The following is a 15290-nucleotide window of genomic DNA, read 5'->3' as shown; positions in this document are numbered from 1 at the left end:
ATTAACTCCCTGAACCCAACAAGACTTTTACTGCGCTCCAACAGCGCCAGACGAATAACCAGAATTGGATACACTATGACACAGCTGACGCAACAGCACAGCTTATAGGAAGGTAACAAGAGGGGAAAGTGATTGTATTCAACCAGGGCTCTCTGAAAAGAGCAGCCCTGATAGGTTACTGAGGTGTTACTGAGGTTTGATTACGTGGTCTGAGCTTAGTCTACAAATGCACGCTCAATCACATACTCGCCATGAACACCCTGGCGTGTTTCCTTGAAGCCCCAATCGTCGAGTACGGATGTTGTATCCTTCAGCATCGCTGGGCTGCCACAGATCATGAAGCGATCATCCTGCAGGTTTGGCGCAGGAATACCCAGATCTTCAAACAGCTTGCCGGAGCGCATCAGATCGGTCAGGCGGCCCTGGTTCACATAAGGCTCACGGGTCACCGTAGGATAGTAGTGCAATTGGTTCTGGATATACTCACCAAAGAACTCATTGTTTGGCAGTACTTCCGTAATATCCTTCTGGTATGCCAGCTCTGAGACGAAGCGCACGCCATGGACCAGAATCACCTTCTCATAAGCTTCATAAACCTCAGGGTCCTTGATGATGCTCATGAAGGGTGCAAGACCGGTTCCGGTGGCCAGCAGATACAGATTTTTGCCAGGTAGCAGGAAATCGGTCAGCAGCGTGCCGGTCGGTTTGCGACTGATAAAGATCTCATCACCGGGCTGGATCTGCTGCAGGCGTGAGGTCAACGGGCCATCGGCTACCTTGATGCTGAAGAACTCGAGTTCCTCTTCATAGTTCGCGCTGGCAATACTGTAGGCACGCAGCAGAGGTTTGCCATCGACTTCCAGCCCCAGCATCGTGAAGTGGCCGTTTTTGAAACGGAAACCGGGATCACGTGTTGTCTTGAAGCTGAACAGTGTGTCATTCCAGTGCTGTACATCCAGCACTCGCTCTTTGTGCAGATTAGCCATTCGTCAAACCCCTTGTCTCGCGCTGTAAAGTTGTACGCGCCGAAATTAGTACTTGCACATAGTTTAAACACTTATCTATTATTTAAAAAATGAGTAATTTGAATAATCCATATCGATTTTATAACTATGAAATTTACCCTGCGCCAACTGGATGTCTTTATCGAAACCGCCCGCACCGCCAACGTCAGTCGAGCAGCCGAACAGCTCAATCTCTCGCAGTCGGCTGCGAGTAATGCGCTCAAGGAGCTGGAGAACCAGTACGAAATCCAGCTCTTTGATCGCGTCGGCAAACGACTGGTGCTGAATGACCTTGGCCGCGCTATCCGCCCTCTGGCTGAAGCACTGCTCGATCAGGCGCGTGAACTGGAGCAGCACCTGCAACAACGCTCTGCTCTAGGCTCACTCAATATCGGTGCCACCCTGACCATAGGCAACTATCTTGCCGTCGGCATTCTGACCCGATACCGAGCCGCCTACCCTCAGGCCAGTGTACGCCTGCAGGTTGCCAATACTGCCAGTATTATTGAAAAAGTCGCTAATTTCGAGCTGGATCTGGGCATGATCGAGGGTGAACTGAATCACCCGGATCTGACACTGACCCCCTGGACCAAGGATGAGCTGGTGGTATTCTGCGCACCAGATCACCCTCTGGCAGGTAAGGAGTCACTGTCAGATGAGGAGATTCTCGCGGCCGACTGGATATTGCGCGAACCCGGATCAGGCACGCGCCAGACATTTGATCGCGCCATGCATGGCCTGATCGCCGAGCTCAAGCCACCGCTTGAGCTGCAACATACTGAAGCGATCAAGCGCGCCGTTGAATCAGGGCTGGGGCTGGGATGCCTGTCCCGTCTGTCTGTGGAGGACAATATCCGCCGCGGAGCACTTGTACCGCTGGAACTGCCCCACCGTCCGCTGGACAGGCAGTTCTATCTGGTACAGCATCAACACAAGTTTCTCAGTAAGGCACTGCAGGAGTGGATCAACTTCTGCGAGGTATAGTCCTGCTCTCCTTAAAGGCGCCGTAAAGGCGCCCTAAAGGCACCCTAAAGAGTATTGCCCGGCACCCTGACCCACCCTTCCATCAGCACACGTGCACTGCGGCTCATGACCGCCTTGGTGGCAGTCCATTCGCCATCCACCTGCGTGGCAGCTGCACCGACACGCAGCGTTCCGGATGGATGGCCGAAGGTGACGGCATCACGCTCAGCGCCACCAGCAGCCAGATTCACCAGCGTACCGGGTACCGCTGCCGCCGTGGCAATCGCCACAGATGCTGTACCCATCATCGCATGGTGCAGCTTGCCCATCGACAGTGCCCGCACGCAGAGATCTATCTCGTTGGCAGCAATCGCCTTGCCACTTGATGCGGTATAGTCGGTAGCCGGGGCAACAAATGCGATCTTCGGTATATGCTGACGATCAGCCGCTTCGGCAATCTCCTTTATCAGCCCCATCTTCACGGCACCATAAGCACGCATGGTTTCAAAACGCGCCAGCGCTTCTGCATCCCCATTGATATCCTTCTGCAGCTCAGTACCCGTGTAGCCGATATCAGCTGCATTGAAGAAGATGGTCGGAATACCGGCGTTGATCATCGTCACCTTGAAGTTGCCGATACCAGGCACGTCCAGATCATCCACCACATTACCGGTTGGCAGCATGGAGCCTTCGCCATCGGCAGGATCCATGAACTCAATCACCACCTCTGCCGCGGGAAAGGTCACGCCATCCAGTTCAAAATCACCGGTTTCCTGTACTTCACCGTTGGTGATGGGTACATGGGCAATGATGGTTTTACTGATGTTTTTCTGCCAGATGCGCACCGTGCAGATGCCGTTTTCCGGAATACGCGAGGCATCCACCAGCCCCTTGCTGATCGCAAAGGCCCCCACGGCAGCGGTCAGGTTGCCGCAGTTGCCGGTCCAGTCGACAAATGCCTTGTTGATGGCGACCTGCCCAAACAGATAATCCACATCGTGATCCGGCTGCTCGCTTTTCGCCAGAATCACGGTTTTGGAGGTGCTGGAAGTCGCACCACCCATACCGTCTATCTGCTGCCCATAGGGGTCGGGGCTGCCGATCACACGCATCAGGACTCTGTCACGCGCTGCACCTGGCACCTGCGCAGCTTCAGGCAGATCACTCAGGCTGAAAAAGACCCCCTTGGAGGTGCCGCCACGCATATAGGTGGCGGGAATTTTGATCTGTGGTGCTGTAGACATATCAGACACTCCCCTCAAGGAAGTCCTGGGCAAAGCGCTGCAATACACCGCCTGCCTTATAGACATGCACTTCAGCCGCCGTATCCAGACGACACAGCATCGGCACTTTAACCTGCTCACCACTCTTGCGATTGATCACCAGAGTCATGGTGCCGCGTGGCTTCAGCTCACCTTCCACATCGTAGGTCTCTGTGCCGTCCAGACCCAGGGTTTTACGTGTGGTACCGACTTCGAACTGCAGCGGCAGCACACCCATGCCGATCAGGTTGGTGCGATGGATGCGTTCAAAACCTTCAGCAGCAATCACTTCCACACCGGCCAGACGCACACCCTTCGCCGCCCAGTCACGTGAAGAACCCTGACCATAATCGGCACCGGCCACGATAATCAGCGGCTGTTTGCGCTCCATATAGGTCTCGATCGCTTCCCACATGCGCATCACTTTACCTTCCGGCTCAACACGCGCCAGGGAACCTTGCTTGACCTGACCATCCACCACGGCCATTTCATTGATCAGTTTCGGGTTAGCAAAGGTGGCACGCTGAGCGGTCAAGTGATCACCACGGTGAGTGGCATAAGAGTTAAAGTCCTCTTCCGGCACACCCATCTTGTGCAGATATTCACCTGCGGCGCTGTCCATCATGATCGCATTGGATGGCGACAGGTGGTCGGTGGTGATGTTGTCAGGCAACACTGCCAGCGGGCGCATCCCCTTCATGGTACGCTCACCTGCCAAAGCACCCTCCCAGTAAGGCGGACGGCGGATATAGGTGGACATCGGGCGCCAGTCATACAGTGGGCTTTTGGCAGCTTCGCCACGATCCAGGTCAAACATCGGGATGTAGATCTGCTGGAACTGCTCCGGCTTGACACTGGTTTTGACCAGTGCATCAATCTCTTCGTCTGACGGCCAGATATCCTTCAGCGTAATCGGGTTGCCGCTCTTGTCGGTGCCCAATACGTCTTTTTCGATATCAAAACGGATGGTACCAGCAATGGCGTAGGCAACGACCAGCGGCGGTGAAGCCAGAAACGCTTGCTTCGCGTAAGGATGGATACGACCATCAAAGTTACGGTTACCGGACAGCACCGCTGTGGCGTACAGATCACGCTCGATGATCTCCTGCTGGATTTTCGGATCCAGTGCACCGGACATGCCGTTACAGGTGGTGCAGGCATAAGCCACGATACCAAAACCAAGCTTTTCCAACTCGCTCAGCAGACCGGCCTCTTCCAGATAGAGTTTGGCAACCTTGGAGCCCGGTGCAAAAGAGGATTTGACCCAGGGCTTGCGGATCAGGCCCAGCTCATTGGCTTTTTTCGCCAACAGGCCAGCCGCCACTACATTGCGTGGGTTGGAGGTATTGGTACAGCTGGTGATAGCAGCGATAATCACCGCGCCATCGGGCATTTCGCCCGCTTTCTCTTCCCATTTACCGGCAATGCCCTTGGCCGCCAGATCACTGGTGGAGACACGAGCATGCGGGTTGGAGGGGCCAGCCATGGTACGCACCACACTGGATAGATCAAACTTCAGCACTCGTGGGTATACGGCTTTTGCAAGCGTGTCAGCCCAGAGGCCAGTGGTCTTGGCGTAGTTTTCCACCAGCGCCACCTGCTCAGGCTCACGGCCGGTCAGCTTCAGGTAGTCGATAGTCTGTTCATCTATGTAGAACATGCCAGCGGTGGCACCGTATTCCGGCGTCATGTTGGAGATAGTGGCACGATCACCAATCGTCAGGCTGGACGCCCCTTCACCGAAGAATTCCAGATAGGCACCCACGACACGCTCTTTGCGCAGGAACTCGGTCAACGCCAGCACGATATCGGTGGCAGTGATACCGGGCTGACGCTTGCCAACCAGCTCGACACCTACGATATCGGGCAGACGCATCATGGATGGCAGACCCAACATCACGGTTTCGGCTTCAAGGCCACCGACACCAATAGCGATAACACCCAATGCATCCACGTGCGGAGTATGGGAATCGGTACCAACACAGGTATCCGGGAAAGCCACAGACTTTCCGTTTGCATCCGGGCGCACCTGAATCACCGGAGACATCTTCTCCAGGTTGATCTGGTGCATGATGCCGTTTCCGGCGGGGATCACATCGACGTTTTCAAAAGCCGTTTTGGTCCACTCAATGAAGTGAAAACGATCTTCGTTACGGCGATCTTCAATGGCACGGTTTTTTTCAAAGGCATCCGGATCAAAACCCGCGGCTTCGACTGCCAATGAGTGGTCAACGATCAACTGAGTCGGCACCACCGGGTTCACCTTGGACGGATCACCACCCATATCGGCGATAGCGTCACGCAGGCCAGCCAGATCTACCAGAGCGGTCTGACCCAGAATGTCATGGCATACTACGCGCGCCGGATACCAGGGAAAATCCAGCTCCTGCTTGCGCTCGATCAACTGCCTGAGTGAATCCGTCAGATCCTGTGGCTCGCAGCGGCGCACCAGCTGCTCAGCCAGTACACGAGAGGTATAGGGTAACTGATCATACGCGCCAGGCTGGATCGCATCGACAGCAGCACGAGTATCAAAGTAGTCCAGCGAGGTGCCGGGCAGAGGTTTGCGGTATTCAGTATTCATGGCGTCGGAACTCACTCGAATTGGTTTTGACAGGCCAGATCTGGAGGAGCAGCAGTTAGCCGACTCCTCCTTGTTATGTTCCCGAATCAGTCACGCTCAGACATGGGTGGTACGGGACGTTGCTCTGGCCCTGTGTAGTCGGCACTCGGACGAATAATGCGGTTATTTTCACGCTGTTCGATCACATGTGCCGTCCAGCCAGTCACTCGCGAGCAGACGAAGATCGGTGTGAAGAGTTCGGTCGGGATACCCATGAAGTGATACGCAGAAGCATGGAAGAAGTCCGCGTTGCAGAACAGCTTCTTCTCGCGCCACATCACCGCCTCAACACGTTCAGAGACAGGGTACAGAACGCTATCACCTACCTGCTCAGACAGTTTTTTAGACCAGCCCTTGATGATCTCGTTGCGTGGATCGGAGTCACGATAGATCGCATGACCAAAGCCCATGATCTTCTCTTTACGCTCCAGCATCCCCATGATGTTGGCTTCAGCCTCTTCCGGGGATTTCCAGTCTTGTATCATCGCCATTGCCGCTTCATTGGCACCGCCATGGAGCGGCCCACGCAGCGTGCCGATAGCACCGGTCACACAACTGTGAATGTCTGACAAGGTAGATGCACAAACACGTGCAGCAAAGGTAGACGCGTTAAACTCATGCTCAGCATAGAGAATCAGCGACGCATGCATCACTTTGACATGCAGCGGGTCAGGCTTCTTGCCATGCAGAGTCCAGAGGAAGTGCTCACCAATGGAGTTGGCATCGGGTTCAACATTGATCCTTTCTCCCTTATGGGAGAAGTTGTACCAGTAGTTGATGATCGATGGGAAGATACCCAGCATGCGATCGATCTTGTCATACTGCTCGCTGAAATCCTTCTCCTGCTCCAGATTACCCAGCATTGAGCAACCGGTACGCATCACATCCATCGGATGCGCATCAGCCGGAATCTGCTCCAGCACGGTTTTCAGCGCTTCTGGCAGGCCACGCAGCGACTTGAGCTTAGCCTTGTAGGCATCCAGCTCAGCCTGATTCGGTAATTTGCCATACACCAGCAGATAGGCGACCTCTTCAAACTCGGCCTTGTCTGCCAGCTCTTTCATATCATAGCCACGGTAGGTCAGGCCCGCACCAGTCTGGCCTACAGTACACAGAGCCGTAGCACCCGCGGACTGACCACGCAGGCCAGCACCACCGAGTTGTTTTGCTTCAGCCATTGTTCTCTCCTCTTGTATAAGGGTTACCCCTGCAGCAGTTTTTGCCTGCTTTACTTATTTTTACCCTGGGCAAACAGCTCATCAAGCTTCTGCTCAAAATCGTGATAGTTAAGAAAATCATAGAGTTCCATGCGGGTCTGCATGGTATCGATCACTGCTTTCTGATCACCATCCTTCAGGATATGCTCAAACACATTCAGTGCAGCCTTGTTAGCGGCACGGAAGGCCGACAGCGGATACAGCACCATGGTGGCACCCTGCTCCGCCAGCTCAGCCTTATTGAACAGTGGCGTGGCACCGAACTCGGTGATATTGGCCAGCAGATGGCGACCATTGATACCGGTCGAAAACGCCTTGTAATCCTCGAGGGTGTGCACCGCCTCGGCGAAGATGCCATCGGCACCCGCTTCAAGGCACGCCTGGGCGCGTTCGACTGCAGCATCCAGCCCTTCCATCTGGAAAGCATCGGTACGGGCGATGATGAAGAAGTCGTCATCGGTTCTGGCATCCACTGCTGCCTTGATACGATCCACCATCTCGGCCTGAGAAACGATCTCCTTATTAGGGCGATGACCACAGCGCTTCTGCGCCACCTGATCCTCGATATGCACCGCCGCCGCACCCGCCTTGATCATGTCTCGAACGGTACGGGCGATATTGAATGCGCCACCCCAGCCGGTATCAATATCCACCAATAGTGGCGTTTCGACCGCGCCGGTGATGCGACGAACATCTTCCAGTACATCGTTCAAGGTTGTCATGCCCAGATCAGGCAGGCCATAGGACGCGTTGGCGACCCCGCCACCCGACAGATAGATCGCCTGGTGCCCGGTCCTGGTTGCCATCATTGCGTGGTAAGCATTGATGGTGCCAACAATCTGCAGTGGCTGGTTCTCAGCCAGCGCCTTACGAAAGCGCCCACCCGCAGTCAGTTTCTCAGCCATTTTTATCCCCTTTGGTTTCATTCACAGTGTTCAGTTTGCTTTCGATATTCCGGCGTGCAGAGCTGATATGACGACGCATCAGCAACTCAGCCAGCTCAGGATCCCTGGCCTCGATTGCATCGATAATCTGACGATGCTCCTTGAGTGCACGCTTGGGTCTGGAACTCGACACACTGAACTGATAGCGGTACATGCGTACCAGGTGATACAGGTCAGCGCCCAGCAACTCCAGCAGCTTGGCATTCTTACTGCCCTGTACAATTCGGTAATGAAAATCGAGGTCGCCCTCTTTCTGAAAATAGGAGCTCCACTCGCGCTGCTCGACCGATTTTTCATGCAGATCGAGCAGATCTTTAATGCTTTGCACCTCTTCATCAGACATATGAGTTGCAGCCAGACGACAGGCCATCCCTTCCAGCGCTTCACGCACATGGTAGATCTCAATCAGTTCGCGTGCAGAAAGCTGCACGACACGAGCACCGATATGAGGCTTGCGTTCAACCAGTCGCAACCCCTCCAACCGACGGATCGCCTCACGCAGGGGCCCACGGCTGATACCGTAGGTACGCGCCAGTTCCGGTTCGCTTATCTTGTAGCCCGGTGGCAATTCACCCTTGACGATAGCTGTCACGATCTGATGGCAGACTCTATCTGCCAGCGTTCTCGTCAGCGGCTCGAGCGGTAACACATTGCTGGTCTCTGACATGCTTTGCCTCGCTAAGATTGTCGACAATCTTTATTTAAACCAACGATACCGGCCATAAAAGAGGCCGTCAACCGTCTTTTTAAGAAAAGTTGTCTACATCATACGAAGGTCTAGGGGATTTCCCGAGTATGCAACCCGAGACAGGAGAAGAGGCCTTATTTACCTCTAAATAGAGGAATCAGAGCGCTCAGGTCAGTGCCTTTTTCTCACTCAGAACACGTCGGAATGCCCGCCTCAACTCAACAGCACCATCGGTTTGATACCAGCGACCATGTGCCAAGACTATCCGTTCCGGTTTCCAGGCGATCATCGTGTCAACCAGCTCCTGCAAATGCTCCGGACGCCGTCGAAAACTGGCTGCCATATCGCGCGGCATCCCACCATCAGGATCACAAACCCTGCCTACCCTGAGGATGGGACGAGCCCACCAGGGAACCTTGTGGGGTTCAAAGTTTTCTATCAGGTCAGTCAACACCAGCGTTTTACTCGCATGATGAAAGAACACCACCTCACGATGCACACTCGAGTCTGCCAGGCGCTGATCGATATCGGCAGCCCACTGTACGGGCGGTTGATTGCCCAGAAGATGATCAAAACTCAGTTGCAGCCCCCTGCTCGAAGCGCGATCGACGACCCCGGGACTGACCCATGTGGTCGCTTCCTGAAAGCGCGTCTGCCATGCGGGCAGCCAGGCATAATGTATCCAGTTGGGCGCGATCAGGTGACGTACAGGTCCAAGCGCAGCAACCGCATCAGCAAGCCCATTGAGATCAGCAATCGGCGAGTGCACCCAGATAGCACCATCAGACAGTCTGATCACCGTCATCCGTGTTGGAAAAGGCAGACCATAAAAGCGGATCCACCCACCGTCGGCAATCCAGACATTCGGGGCAATCTGCTTTAGCTGATAAAGTGGTTCGTAGCCGGTTGCTCTGTCCTTGAACATGAAAAATCCTCATTAAAGACTGATCAAGCGTTAAAGTTGATTGATAGCTTCAAGTAACTGATCAGGTATTGATTCAAGTTGGCGACTGCTCATGAGGTGATGCCACCAGGGAGGAGAGCGATCGGTCAACAGCGCCACCGCTGTGGGATGCTTCACCGCAAAGGCCACCATACTGTGCTGGCCGCATCAGCCGTTGTTCATCGTATTGCTGCATAGGTTCATCCTGCTATTAACCCTCATCAAGCACGACCTCGATGCTTTTCAGCTAGGCAACCCAGAATGTTGAGCTTGCATCCATATGGCGAGCAGCTTTAATGCAATTGCTGTGACCTGTCGTGTAGCCATGTTTTGCCTTCCAATATCAACCTGCCGGCTTCCCGGCAGGGTCGAATACTCCTCAAAAGCCTACTGGCCAGTGTATTCAAGCGACGAATGGTGCACGACTATACGCATCTGGCCGGCATCATCCTTAACAAAGGTCCAGGTTTTATCCACCGTTGTAACCTGTCCGTCCTTGTCAGTAAAGTGAACCTTACCCATCGTGTTGGCACTCCTGCCACCGATGAAAATCCCAGCATTGTCGACCTCGCACTTCGTCCAGTTTTTCAGCGCAAAGCCTGTATCGGTCGGGTAGTCCTGATCACCACCAACAAAGTAAGACAATGCACCGGCACGCGTGGTACGGAAAGTCTGCGGGTTAACAGTGAGTGTAGGCTTGAATAAAACGGCACCTATCTGATAGCCATAGGCAGCATCAATCACCTCTTCAGCCATGGCTTTAGCTGCATCCAGACCATTTTCAGAATAAGTGCTGCTGATATTGACCAGTGCTTCACACCAGCCATTCTGGGCGTTCAGCACTTCACTCTCGCTAATGCCTTGGTTGACAACCTCTGCCAGCGCTGGGGAGGCGATAGCGGCGAGTGTTAATACCATTGTGTTAGCTATTTTCATTGAGCTCTCCTAGTCATGCCCCGAAAAAAACGTCTGACTCAGGGCAGGCAACCTTATGATATTTATGTTTTCTTTAAGAACGCACCCGACAGCCATTGGATGCAGGTTTAATGACCTCGCAATAACAATTGAAGTTCACTCAAACCCTGGTCTAAAAAAAGCTATCCGATCAGCATACATCTTTCCACTTCCTCATAGCTTGAACTACAGAACAACATATGCCAGTTTATGACTCCCTACCCGTCATAAACCGAACCATCTCCTCATTCATGATCCGTGCAATCTGGCGCGGCTTCTGGAAGGGGAGTGAGTGGTCAGTGCCGGTAATCAGGAAGTAGTGCCAGTTGGGCATCTGATCGGCCAGATCCCTGTGCAACTGATGCATGGCATGCACGCTGTTACCTCCGATAAAGCTGGTGACATCACCCTGTGCTGCCAGCAACTGATCACGATCAAGATGATGAATAGCCTGGGTGACAGCATCCAGCGCATGGGCAAAGCCAATCGGACGCTGACCCAGACGACTGATGGTGAGATCTTCTGCCTTGGCCGCGGTTTTACGCTGCGGGGAGATGGTATCAAGAAAGGCGCGGATCCCCTGCTCCGTATCCGTCGAGCGCAGATGCTCAGCCGCTTCAGAATAGCGCTCTCGAAGCAGTACCGTCTCATGCATACTTGGCCGATCCAGCAGTGCAGACTCCAGAAGAAACTGTTTTTCGATGCGTGCACCAAGCTGCTGCTTGAGCCGAAGAGATACCAGTCCACCCAGCGAATAGCCTCCCAGATCGAAGTGATCCCATTGCAGCGTATTCAGCAACGCGCCCAGATCACCGACCAACTGGCCGAGGACGAAGCCATGCTCTACCCCATCCGGGTAACGCGTATCGCCGGTACCACGCATATCCGGGACGACTATTTCATGCCAGTGTGCAAGAAAAGCCAGTAACATCTCCCAGGTATCCCGCCCGGCTACACCCGCGCCATGCACCAGCAGTAAACGACGCCCTGGCTCAATAGCAGGATTGGTATAGCGGTACCAGGTCAGATGCTGGTCGGGCAGTGTCAGCAGATGTGTCTCGCGCTGGAAGGGGTGCTTCATCGCTCAATTGACTCCATGGCAGCAAAAAAAGAGGTTCAAGGCGATGAATTATAACCGCTGACCAACAGGATGCTCGCCTGTCTGGCAGGATAGGTTTAGAATTCCGCTTTTGCCTGAGAGATTTCTGTTTGATTCGCCGCCTGCAACTACCCGACACCCTCTCTACACCAGAGGTCTTCAACCGTATCAGAGCGCTCGGCAATGCCGTGTTGCTGGACAGTTGTGGCCTGCAAAATCGGTTTGGTCGCTTTGATATTCTGAGTGCGGCACCGGACGCGATTTTGCGTCTCAACAGAGGGCACCTGACACTGACCCAGCACAATCAGGAGATGATACTGCATCAAGACCCTTTCGAGGTCATGCGCAGCCTGATGGCCGAGATGGACAGATCGAAGACTGATGACCTTCCCTTCTGTGGTGGTCTGATAGGACACTTCGGCTATGATCTGGGGCGCTATATTGAGCGTTTGCCATCACAGGCACAGGATGATATCGATTTTCCGGAGCTGCGCGTCGGGCGCTATCGCTGGGCAGTGATTCGCGATAATCGCTTGAACACACTGGAGTTGATTGCTGATAACAGCATCAGCGAGAACCAGCTTGAAGCGCTCAGGGCTCGTATTCTGCAGCCCGTCCATACTGAAGCGCCGACATTCACACTGAATACACCTTTTATAAGCAATCTGACCGAAACTGACTATCACACAGCACTAACCCGTATTGATGAATATATCCACGCCGGGGACTGTTATCAGATCAACTTTGCGCAGCGCTTCACCGCACAGGCCAGTGGCGATAGCTGGCAGGCATATCAACACCTGCGCAAGGTCGCTACGACACCCTTTGCCGCCTATCTTGAAAGCCAGGATGGGGCTGTCCTGTCCCTGTCTCCTGAGCGTTTTCTCCGCTGCGAGCCTGATGGACATATTGAAACGCGCCCGATCAAGGGAACTCGCCCGCGAGGAAAGACGCCAGAGGAAGACCAGCAACTGGCAGACGAGCTGATCAACTCAACAAAGGATCGAGCCGAGAATGTCATGATAGTTGATCTCCTGCGCAACGATCTGAGCAAAGTGGCAGCTACCGGCAGCGTCAAGGTACCCGAGCTCTTTGCATTGGAGAGTTACCCGAATGTTCATCATCTGGTCAGTTCAGTGACGGCACGCCTGGCAGAAAACAAGGACGCTATCGATCTGCTCAAAGACTGTTTTCCGGGTGGCTCAATCACCGGCGCGCCCAAGATCAGAGCAATGGAGATCATTGACGAACTGGAACCCCACAGGCGCAGCATCTATTGCGGCAGTATCGGTTATATCAGTGCCTGTGGCCGTATGGATACCAATATTACGATCAGGACCCTGTTACATCATCAGAACCGGATCTATTGCTGGGGCGGTGGGGGTATAGTCGCCGATTCGGAAATCGACTCCGAATATCAGGAAACATTCAACAAAGTGAATAACCTGCTGCGCAGCCTCGAGCTCACACTAAAGACTGGCTCGCAATAGAAGCGACGCCTGAGGAATATTTTTTTGAAATAATCGGGCTTTTTTAGATGGCATACTATAATTGACTTAAATAGTTCTTTTTCATTAATTTTCATTCAGGGCTGTACAGACTCTAACATACAAAGAATAATACTTTAGTATAAGCAGGACGATAAAAAACACGGATAGTCAAAAAGCCTCATGGCATGCAATCCAACAAAATCCGGCAAAAGGTTCTGATTATGCAACTGAGTTTTCAGCAAAAAATACTCTGCTCCATGCTCGCACTACTCGCTGTAGCACTGCTCGCTCTGGGCATGCTGGCGGCACAACTGCTACGCACCGAAGTCAACCAGGCGATACACAGTGAGCTGGACAATACGTTGCGCACTGCCCGTACCTTCGCTCAGGACTGGGTCACGGCAAAATCAGATGTCATAGAAGCACTGGCTAATCAACTACCCACCAATGAGGCCGATGCCACAGCCCCCTTGACACTTGGCCGCGAAGCCGGACGATTTGATCTGGTTTATGCGGGTACCGCCGATGGCGGCATGTGGCAGTCATCCCCTGCAGCGGATCTACCGGGTGATTATGACCCTCGCACACGCCCCTGGTATCAGCAGGCGCTGCAAGCCAATGGCATGGTCGTTACACCGCCCTATATCGATGCCGGTAGCGGTGACCTGATCATCTCCTTCGCCACGCCGCTGAAAAACAGCATGCGCGGAGTTCTGGGTACGGATATCAGCATTAACGCCGTTATAGACGAGCTGCTGAAGCTGGAGTCCCGCTGGACATCAGAGCTGTGGATGCTGGATGGTGAATCCAGGCTGATCGCCCACCCTAATCCCCAGCAAGTTCAGAAACCACTGAACGAACTGCTACCCGGTGTGACCCTGCCAAGGCCAGGCCAGATGGTTGAAGTCAGCTATCTCGGGGAGCGCTGGCTGATGTCACCCACACGTGTAGACGATGCCAACTGGACCTTTGTATTGCTGGTTAAACGCAGCGAAGCGGTTGCAGCACTGAATGCACTGGCTTGGCGCCTGCTGACACTGAGTGTACTGGTATTGCTGGTAGCCGGCGCTTTGCTGCTGCTCCTCGTCAAATATCTGCTGCGCCCATTGAAGAAGCTTGCTGTCGCACTGGATGATGTATCCCAGGGCGAGGGCGACCTGACTCACCGCCTTGAGGTGAACAGTCAGGATGAATTTGGCCGCATGAGCCAGGCGTTCAACAAATTCATAGAGCGCCTGCAGGTCACCATAACGGAAGTGATTCAACTGACCGGACGCCTGCATGAAGATGCCAAGGTGAGTGCTGAGCAGGTCAAGATGAATCTTGATCAACTGGCCATGCAACAGGGTGAACTGACCCAGTTGGCTGCAGCTGCACAGGAGATGTCGTCAGCAACCAGCGAGATCGCGCGCAATGCCGAACAGACAGCAGCGGCTGCACAGAATGCTGCAGACTCGACCCAACAGGGACTGGGCGTTGTCAGCGATAACCGCAAACGCATTGCAAATCTGGCAGAGCAGATTGCTCAGGGCACAACAACCATCTCCGAGGTGAACACCCATGTTCAGAATATCACCGGCATTCTGGCGACCATCCAGAGCATCGCAGAGCAGACCAATCTGCTGGCACTGAATGCGGCGATAGAGGCTGCACGCGCTGGTGAGCAGGGTCGAGGCTTCGCCGTGGTGGCCGACGAAGTGCGTACTCTGTCACAACGCAGTCACAAAGCAACGGAAGAGATCCAGCAGATGATCACCCAATTGCAAGGGTCAACCTCCAAGGCAGTCAATATGATGAGTGATAGTCAGGAGCAGGCACTCAACAGTGTCTCCAACGCCGAACAGGCCGCTGAGAGATTACAGATGATCGATAGTGCAAGCCGCAATATCAGCGACATGGCCGTACAGATTGCCAGCGCCGTTGAACAGCAGAACGCAGTGACAACCGAGATAAGCGGCAACACTGAGCAGATCAAGCAGGTCGCTGACACATTGGCCGAACAAGCCAATATCACACGTGAAAGAACAGCTGATCTGAATCAGGTGGTAGGCTCACTGAAAAAGCTGACCGATAACTTCAAGGTCTGATCACACACTCGCATTA

General features: G+C 53.8%; 13 protein-coding genes. 3 read left to right on the top strand and 10 right to left on the bottom strand.

The window, feature by feature from the left end; translation table 11 throughout:
• Positions 1-215: 215 nt before the first annotated feature.
• Positions 216-986 carry a ferredoxin--NADP reductase gene (locus F7R27_RS12180; RefSeq protein WP_151704547.1) on the bottom strand — a complete coding sequence of 257 codons (771 nt, stop codon included), beginning with the start codon at positions 984-986 and terminating at the stop codon, positions 216-218.
• A 126-nt stretch (positions 987-1112) separates the two neighbouring features.
• Here F7R27_RS12180 and F7R27_RS12175 point away from each other — a divergent pair, with 126 nt between their 5' ends.
• On the top strand, positions 1113-1988 hold the full coding sequence (locus F7R27_RS12175; RefSeq protein ID WP_151704546.1) for a LysR family transcriptional regulator: 876 nt from the start codon (positions 1113-1115) through the stop codon (positions 1986-1988).
• A gap of 44 nt (positions 1989-2032) precedes the next feature.
• On the opposite strand, the gene prpF is transcribed toward F7R27_RS12175, so the two are convergent.
• From prpF to F7R27_RS12135, 9 genes are all read right to left on the bottom strand, one after another.
• Complete coding sequence (gene prpF, locus F7R27_RS12170; RefSeq protein ID WP_151704545.1) at positions 2033-3211, bottom strand: 2-methylaconitate cis-trans isomerase PrpF; 1179 nt, start codon at positions 3209-3211, stop codon at positions 2033-2035.
• A gap of 1 nt (position 3212) precedes the next feature.
• Complete coding sequence (gene acnD / locus F7R27_RS12165; protein ID WP_151704544.1) at positions 3213-5813, bottom strand: Fe/S-dependent 2-methylisocitrate dehydratase AcnD; 2601 nt, start codon at positions 5811-5813, stop codon at positions 3213-3215.
• 86 nt (positions 5814-5899) lie between these two features.
• On the bottom strand, positions 5900-7030 hold the full coding sequence (prpC, locus tag F7R27_RS12160) for a bifunctional 2-methylcitrate synthase/citrate synthase (RefSeq protein WP_151704543.1): 1131 nt from the start codon (positions 7028-7030) through the stop codon (positions 5900-5902).
• A gap of 50 nt (positions 7031-7080) precedes the next feature.
• A complete protein-coding gene (prpB, locus tag F7R27_RS12155) occupies positions 7081-7974 on the bottom strand; it encodes a methylisocitrate lyase (RefSeq protein ID WP_151704542.1) in 894 nt (297 codons plus the stop codon).
• Complete coding sequence (locus F7R27_RS12150; RefSeq protein ID WP_151704541.1) at positions 7967-8680, bottom strand: GntR family transcriptional regulator; 714 nt, start codon at positions 8678-8680, stop codon at positions 7967-7969. Before F7R27_RS12150 ends, prpB begins: the two co-directional genes overlap by 8 nt.
• Positions 8681-8867: 187 nt before the next feature.
• Positions 8868-9626, bottom strand: a complete 759-nt coding sequence (locus F7R27_RS12145) for a DUF4336 domain-containing protein (protein ID WP_151704540.1) — start codon at positions 9624-9626, stop codon at positions 8868-8870.
• A gap of 73 nt (positions 9627-9699) precedes the next feature.
• Positions 9700-9840: a hypothetical protein gene (locus F7R27_RS18620; protein ID WP_168927497.1), complete on the bottom strand. Its 141-nt coding sequence runs from the start codon at positions 9838-9840 to the stop codon at positions 9700-9702.
• Positions 9841-10031: 191 nt separating this feature from the next.
• A complete protein-coding gene (locus tag F7R27_RS12140; protein ID WP_151704539.1) occupies positions 10032-10580 on the bottom strand; it encodes a hypothetical protein in 549 nt (182 codons plus the stop codon).
• 226 nt (positions 10581-10806) lie between these two features.
• Entirely contained in the window at positions 10807-11679 is an 873-nt protein-coding gene (locus F7R27_RS12135) for an alpha/beta fold hydrolase (protein WP_151704538.1), read from the bottom strand.
• Between the two features lie 128 nt (positions 11680-11807).
• Here F7R27_RS12135 and pabB point away from each other — a divergent pair, with 128 nt between their 5' ends.
• Both pabB and F7R27_RS12125 read left to right on the top strand, forming a co-directional pair.
• Positions 11808-13187, top strand: coding sequence for an aminodeoxychorismate synthase component I (gene pabB, locus F7R27_RS12130; protein ID WP_151704537.1), 1380 nt, complete (start codon positions 11808-11810; stop codon positions 13185-13187).
• Positions 13188-13408: 221 nt separating this feature from the next.
• Positions 13409-15274 (top strand): methyl-accepting chemotaxis protein, encoded by a 1866-nt coding sequence (locus F7R27_RS12125; protein WP_168927496.1) that lies wholly within the window; start codon positions 13409-13411, stop codon positions 15272-15274.
• Positions 15275-15290: the final 16 nt, after the last annotated feature.

The sequence above is a fragment of the Nitrincola alkalilacustris genome, from assembly GCF_008973755.1.
GTDB classification, from domain to species: Bacteria; Pseudomonadota; Gammaproteobacteria; order Pseudomonadales; family Balneatricaceae; genus Nitrincola; species Nitrincola alkalilacustris.
The sequence above is the reverse complement of the archived record's forward strand: the minus strand, read 5'-3'. Positions and strand labels throughout refer to the sequence as shown.